At 57.5% G+C, this 4,455-nt stretch carries 5 protein-coding genes; all 5 read left to right on the forward strand.

Features of this window, described 5'->3' with window-relative positions:
• The first annotated feature begins 172 nt into the window (after positions 1-172).
• The 5 genes from oscA (at position 173) to H8S59_RS26210 (ending at position 4,406) form a co-directional block, all read left to right on the forward strand.
• On the forward strand, positions 173-355 hold the full coding sequence (gene oscA, locus H8S59_RS26190) for a sulfur starvation response protein OscA (RefSeq protein ID WP_003170956.1): 183 nt from the start codon (positions 173-175) through the stop codon (positions 353-355).
• A 156-nt stretch (positions 356-511) separates the two neighbouring features.
• The gene (locus H8S59_RS26195) at positions 512-1,519 is read left to right on the forward strand and encodes a sulfate ABC transporter substrate-binding protein (protein WP_095092939.1); all 1,008 of its coding nucleotides are present in this window, start codon (positions 512-514) and stop codon (positions 1,517-1,519) included.
• Between the two features lie 189 nt (positions 1,520-1,708).
• Positions 1,709-2,530 (forward strand): sulfate ABC transporter permease subunit CysT, encoded by an 822-nt coding sequence (cysT, locus tag H8S59_RS26200; RefSeq protein ID WP_027898478.1) that lies wholly within the window; start codon positions 1,709-1,711, stop codon positions 2,528-2,530.
• A 13-nt stretch (positions 2,531-2,543) separates the two neighbouring features.
• Complete coding sequence (cysW, locus tag H8S59_RS26205; RefSeq protein WP_027898479.1) at positions 2,544-3,416, forward strand: sulfate ABC transporter permease subunit CysW; 873 nt, start codon at positions 2,544-2,546, stop codon at positions 3,414-3,416.
• A 3-nt stretch (positions 3,417-3,419) separates the two neighbouring features.
• Complete coding sequence (locus H8S59_RS26210) at positions 3,420-4,406, forward strand: sulfate/molybdate ABC transporter ATP-binding protein (protein WP_095092937.1); 987 nt, start codon at positions 3,420-3,422, stop codon at positions 4,404-4,406.
• Positions 4,407-4,455 lie beyond the last annotated feature (49 nt).

The raw sequence follows: 4,455 nt of genomic DNA on the forward strand, positions 1-4,455 counted from the left end.
ATATCGCCTGGTCATGCCTGGGCAGCGGAATTGCCGTAAATGCACTTTGGTTATATGCAGATTCTTAAATAGTATTTTTAAGAATATCCGCACGTCTCTAAGATTGCCTCCATGCCATTAGCAGATCCACGCGGTCGCGGCTGCAGGCCAATCAATTTCAAGGAGTTCGATCATGAGTGCATCTCTGCGTAGCGTTGACGGTCAGGACGAAGCAGCGATTCTGCGCGAGATACAGAGTGCGCTGCGCGACCTGCGTTTCGGCGCTGTTGAAATCACGGTGCACAACGCCCAGGTCGTCCAGATCGAACGCAAAGAAAAGTTTCGTTTACAGAATCCGGGTAACAAACCGAGCTGACACACGCAAAACCCGGTATGAGCCAACTTGTTGGCGAGATGCTTGATGCGGTGTTTCAGGGAAACCGCTTCGCCAACAAGTTGGCTCCTACAAAAAGCCTCAAACCAAAAATTAGAAAAAGCCAACACCACCACCCGATTTCCAGGAGCTTGACCCATGTCCATACGCCGTTACGCGCTGGCCGCACTTGCCAGTGCCGTTTTTGCCGGTTCTGCAGTTGCAAAGGATTACGAGCTGTTGAACGTCTCGTACGACCCGACTCGCGAGCTGTATCAGGAATACAACGCTGAGTTCGTCAACTTCTGGAAAAAGTCGCATCCGGACGACAAGGTTGAAATCAAGCAATCCCACGGTGGTTCGGGCAAACAGGCTCGTTCGGTTATCGATGGTCTGCGCGCCGACGTTGTGACGCTGGCACTGGCTGGCGACATCGATGAAGTCGCCAAGCTCGGCAAAACCCTGCCGGAGAACTGGCAGACCCGTCTGCCGGACGCCAGCACGCCTTATACGTCCACCATCGTGTTCCTGGTGCGCAAAGGCAACCCGAAAGGCATCAAGGACTGGGGCGATCTGGTCAAGAAAGACGTTTCTGTCATCACGCCTAACCCGAAAACCTCCGGCGGCGCTCGCTGGAACTTCCTGGCGGCCTACGGCTATGGCCTGAAAACCGGCGGCAGCGAAGCCAAAGCCAACGAATATGTGAAAGAGCTGTTCAAGCACGTGCCTGTGCTGGACACCGGTGCTCGCGGTTCTACCATTACGTTCGTTAACAACGGTCAGGGCGACGTGCTGCTGGCGTGGGAAAACGAGGCGTTCCTGGCGTTGAAAGAAGACGGCGGCGCGGACAAGTTCGACATCGTCGTGCCTTCGCTGTCGATCCTCGCTGAGCCACCAGTGGCAGTGGTCGACAAGAACGCCGAGAAGAAAGGCAACACCGAAATCGCGACGGCTTACCTGAAGCACCTGTACAGCAAGGAAGGCCAGGAAATCGCCGCAAAGAACTTCTATCGTCCACGTGACGCGGAAGTGGCTGCCAAGTACGAAAAGCAGTTCCCGAAACTGGACCTGCTGACTATCGACAAAGACTTCGGCGGCTGGAAAACTGCGCAGCCCAAGTTCTTTAATGACGGCGGCATTTTCGACCAGATTTATACGCCGCAGTAATGCAGGCGATTGCACCGTGTTGACCCGGTAGGAGCGAACTTGTTCGCGAGGCGAGGAGCCTGAAACACCGCGCCCACTGTCTCGCCAACAAGTTGGCTCCTGCCGGACCGGCCTTTCAAGTCGGTTGTATTCGCTGAACTAAAGGACCCGCACTCGTTTGCGGGTTCCGTGTGTTAACCAAGGACACTTATGTCACGTCGCATCTCCCCCGTCATACCCGGCTTCGGGCTGACGCTGGGTTACACCGTGGTGTATCTCAGCCTGATTGTGTTAATTCCGCTGGCGGCCATGTTCATCCATGCCGCACAGCTGACCTGGGATCAATTCTGGGCAATCATTACCGCACCCCGTGTGCTTGCAGCGCTGAAACTGAGCTTCAGTGCAGCGTTCTATGCCGCTGTCATCAATGGTGTGATCGGTGTTTTGCTGGCCTGGGTGTTGGTGCGCTATACCTTTCCGGGGCGCAAGATTATCGATGCGATGATCGACCTGCCGTTCGCCCTGCCTACCGCAGTTGCCGGTATCGCCCTGACCGCGCTGTACGCGCCTAACGGTCTGGTCGGGCAGTTTGCCGCAGACTTGGGCTTCAAGATCGCTTACACCCCGCTTGGTATCACCCTTGCGCTGACCTTCGTCACGCTGCCATTCGTGGTGCGCACGGTGCAGCCGGTGCTGGCCGATATTCCCCGTGAAGTCGAAGAAGCTGCAGCTTGCCTAGGCGCGCGTCCGCTGCAAGTGTTCCGTCATATTCTCGTACCGGCCTTGCTGCCTGCCTGGCTGACCGGATTTGCATTGGCGTTTGCCCGGGGCGTGGGCGAGTACGGTTCAGTGATTTTCATTGCGGGCAACATGCCGATGAAAACCGAGATACTGCCGCTGCTGATCATGGTCAAGCTCGACCAGTACGATTACACCGGCGCCACGGCCATCGGCGTGATGATGCTGGTGGTTTCCTTCGTTCTGTTGCTGCTGATCAACTTGCTGCAGCGGCGTATCGAAACCCCATCCTGAGGAGGCGCAGAACATGTCCCATTCATCTGTTTCAGCCGCCGCCTCCGCCAATGCTGCCCGCCGTGGCAGCGCGGTCTCGCGCCGGATTCTGATCATCCTGTGCTGGCTGGTGTTTCTGCTGTTCCTCGGCTTGCCGCTGTTTATCGTGGTGTCCCAGGGTTTGAAAAACGGCCTCGGCGCGTTCTTCACGGCGATCCTCGAACCCGACGCACTGTCAGCCCTCAAGCTGACCGTGATCGCGGTCGTCATTTCGGTCCCGCTCAATCTGGTCTTCGGCGTCAGCGCTGCCTGGTGCGTGAGCAAGTACTCGTTCCGGGGCAAAAGCATCCTGGTGACGTTGATCGACCTGCCGTTCTCGGTCTCGCCGGTCATTGCCGGTCTGGTCTACGTATTGATGTTCGGTGCTCAAGGCTTCTTCGGCCCATGGCTGCAGGATCATGACATCCAGATCGTGTTCGCCTTGCCGGGCATCATCCTGGCGACCATCTTCGTCACCGTGCCGTTCGTGGCCCGTGAGCTGATCCCGCTGATGCAGGAGCAGGGCACTCAGGAAGAAGAAGCGGCACGTCTGCTCGGCGCCAATGGCTGGCAAATGTTCTGGTACGTGACCGTGCCGAATATCAAGTGGGGCCTGATCTATGGCGTGGTGCTGTGTACCGCACGGGCCATGGGTGAGTTCGGGGCGGTGTCGGTGGTCTCCGGGCACATCCGCGGCGTCACCAATACCCTGCCGCTTCACGTCGAAATTCTCTACAACGAGTACAACCACGTTGCAGCCTTTGCCGTGGCGAGCCTGTTGCTGATCCTTGCGCTGTTTATCCTGCTGCTCAAGCAGTGGAGCGAAGCGCGCATTAACCGTCTGCGCCAAAGTGCGGCGGAGGAATAATTCATGTCAATCGAAGTCCGTAATGTCAGCAAGAACTTCAATGCCTTCAAAGCCCTGAGCAGCATCAATCTGGATATCCAGAGTGGCGAGCTGGTGGCGTTGCTAGGCCCGTCCGGTTGCGGCAAGACCACCTTGCTGCGCATTATTGCCGGTCTGGAAACCCCCGATGACGGCAGTATCGTGTTCCACGGTGAAGACGTGTCCGGCCATGATGTGCGTGATCGCAACGTCGGTTTCGTGTTCCAGCACTACGCGCTGTTTCGTCACATGACCGTGTTCGACAACGTCGCCTTCGGTCTGCGCATGAAACCCAAGAATCAGCGCCCGAATGAAAGCCAGATCGCGGTCAAGGTTCATGAGCTGCTGAACATGGTCCAGCTGGACTGGCTGGCTGATCGCTATCCAGAGCAATTGTCCGGTGGCCAGCGTCAGCGTATCGCCCTGGCACGCGCCCTGGCGGTAGAGCCCAAAGTGTTGCTGCTGGATGAGCCGTTTGGTGCACTGGATGCCAAGGTGCGTAAAGAGCTGCGTCGCTGGTTGGCGCGTCTGCACGAAGACATCAACCTGACCTCGGTTTTCGTGACTCACGATCAGGAAGAAGCCATGGAAGTGGCGGATCGCATCGTGGTCATGAACAAAGGGGTGATCGAGCAGATCGGCTCGCCGGGCGAGGTGTACGAAAACCCGGCCAGCGATTTCGTTTACCACTTCCTGGGCGACTCCAACCGTCTGCATGTGGGGGAAGAGCACGTGCTGTTCCGTCCCCATGAAGTGTCGCTGTCACGCTCGGAGCTGGAAGACCACCACGCCGCCGAAGTGCGCGACATCCGTCCGCTGGGCGCGACCACCCGGATCACCCTGAGGGTTGAAGGCCAGAGCGAGCTGATCGAAGCCGAAGTGGTGAAAGACCACGACAGCCTGACCGGTCTGGCGCGGGGCGAAACGCTGTACTTCAAGCCGAAGGTTTGGCAGAAGGTTGCGAATATCTAAAGGTTGGTGAGGATATCAATCGCAAATATCGACACGATGTCGTGGGACC

Origin of the sequence: Pseudomonas folii (assembly GCF_014357575.1) — a bacterium.
In the GTDB taxonomy this organism is placed as follows: Bacteria; Pseudomonadota; Gammaproteobacteria; order Pseudomonadales; family Pseudomonadaceae; genus Aquipseudomonas; species Aquipseudomonas folii.

What these genes read in the sequence shown, in the direction of transcription:
- oscA (WP_003170956.1), top strand. Translation starts at nt 173, where the DNA reads ATGAGTGCATCTCTGCGTAGCGTTGACGGTCAGGACGAAGCAGCGATT.
- H8S59_RS26195 (WP_095092939.1), top strand. Translation starts at nt 512, where the DNA reads ATGTCCATACGCCGTTACGCGCTGGCCGCACTTGCCAGTGCCGTTTTT.
- cysT (WP_027898478.1), top strand. Translation starts at nt 1,709, where the DNA reads ATGTCACGTCGCATCTCCCCCGTCATACCCGGCTTCGGGCTGACGCTG.
- cysW (WP_027898479.1), top strand. Translation starts at nt 2,544, where the DNA reads ATGTCCCATTCATCTGTTTCAGCCGCCGCCTCCGCCAATGCTGCCCGC.
- H8S59_RS26210 (WP_095092937.1), top strand. Translation starts at nt 3,420, where the DNA reads ATGTCAATCGAAGTCCGTAATGTCAGCAAGAACTTCAATGCCTTCAAA.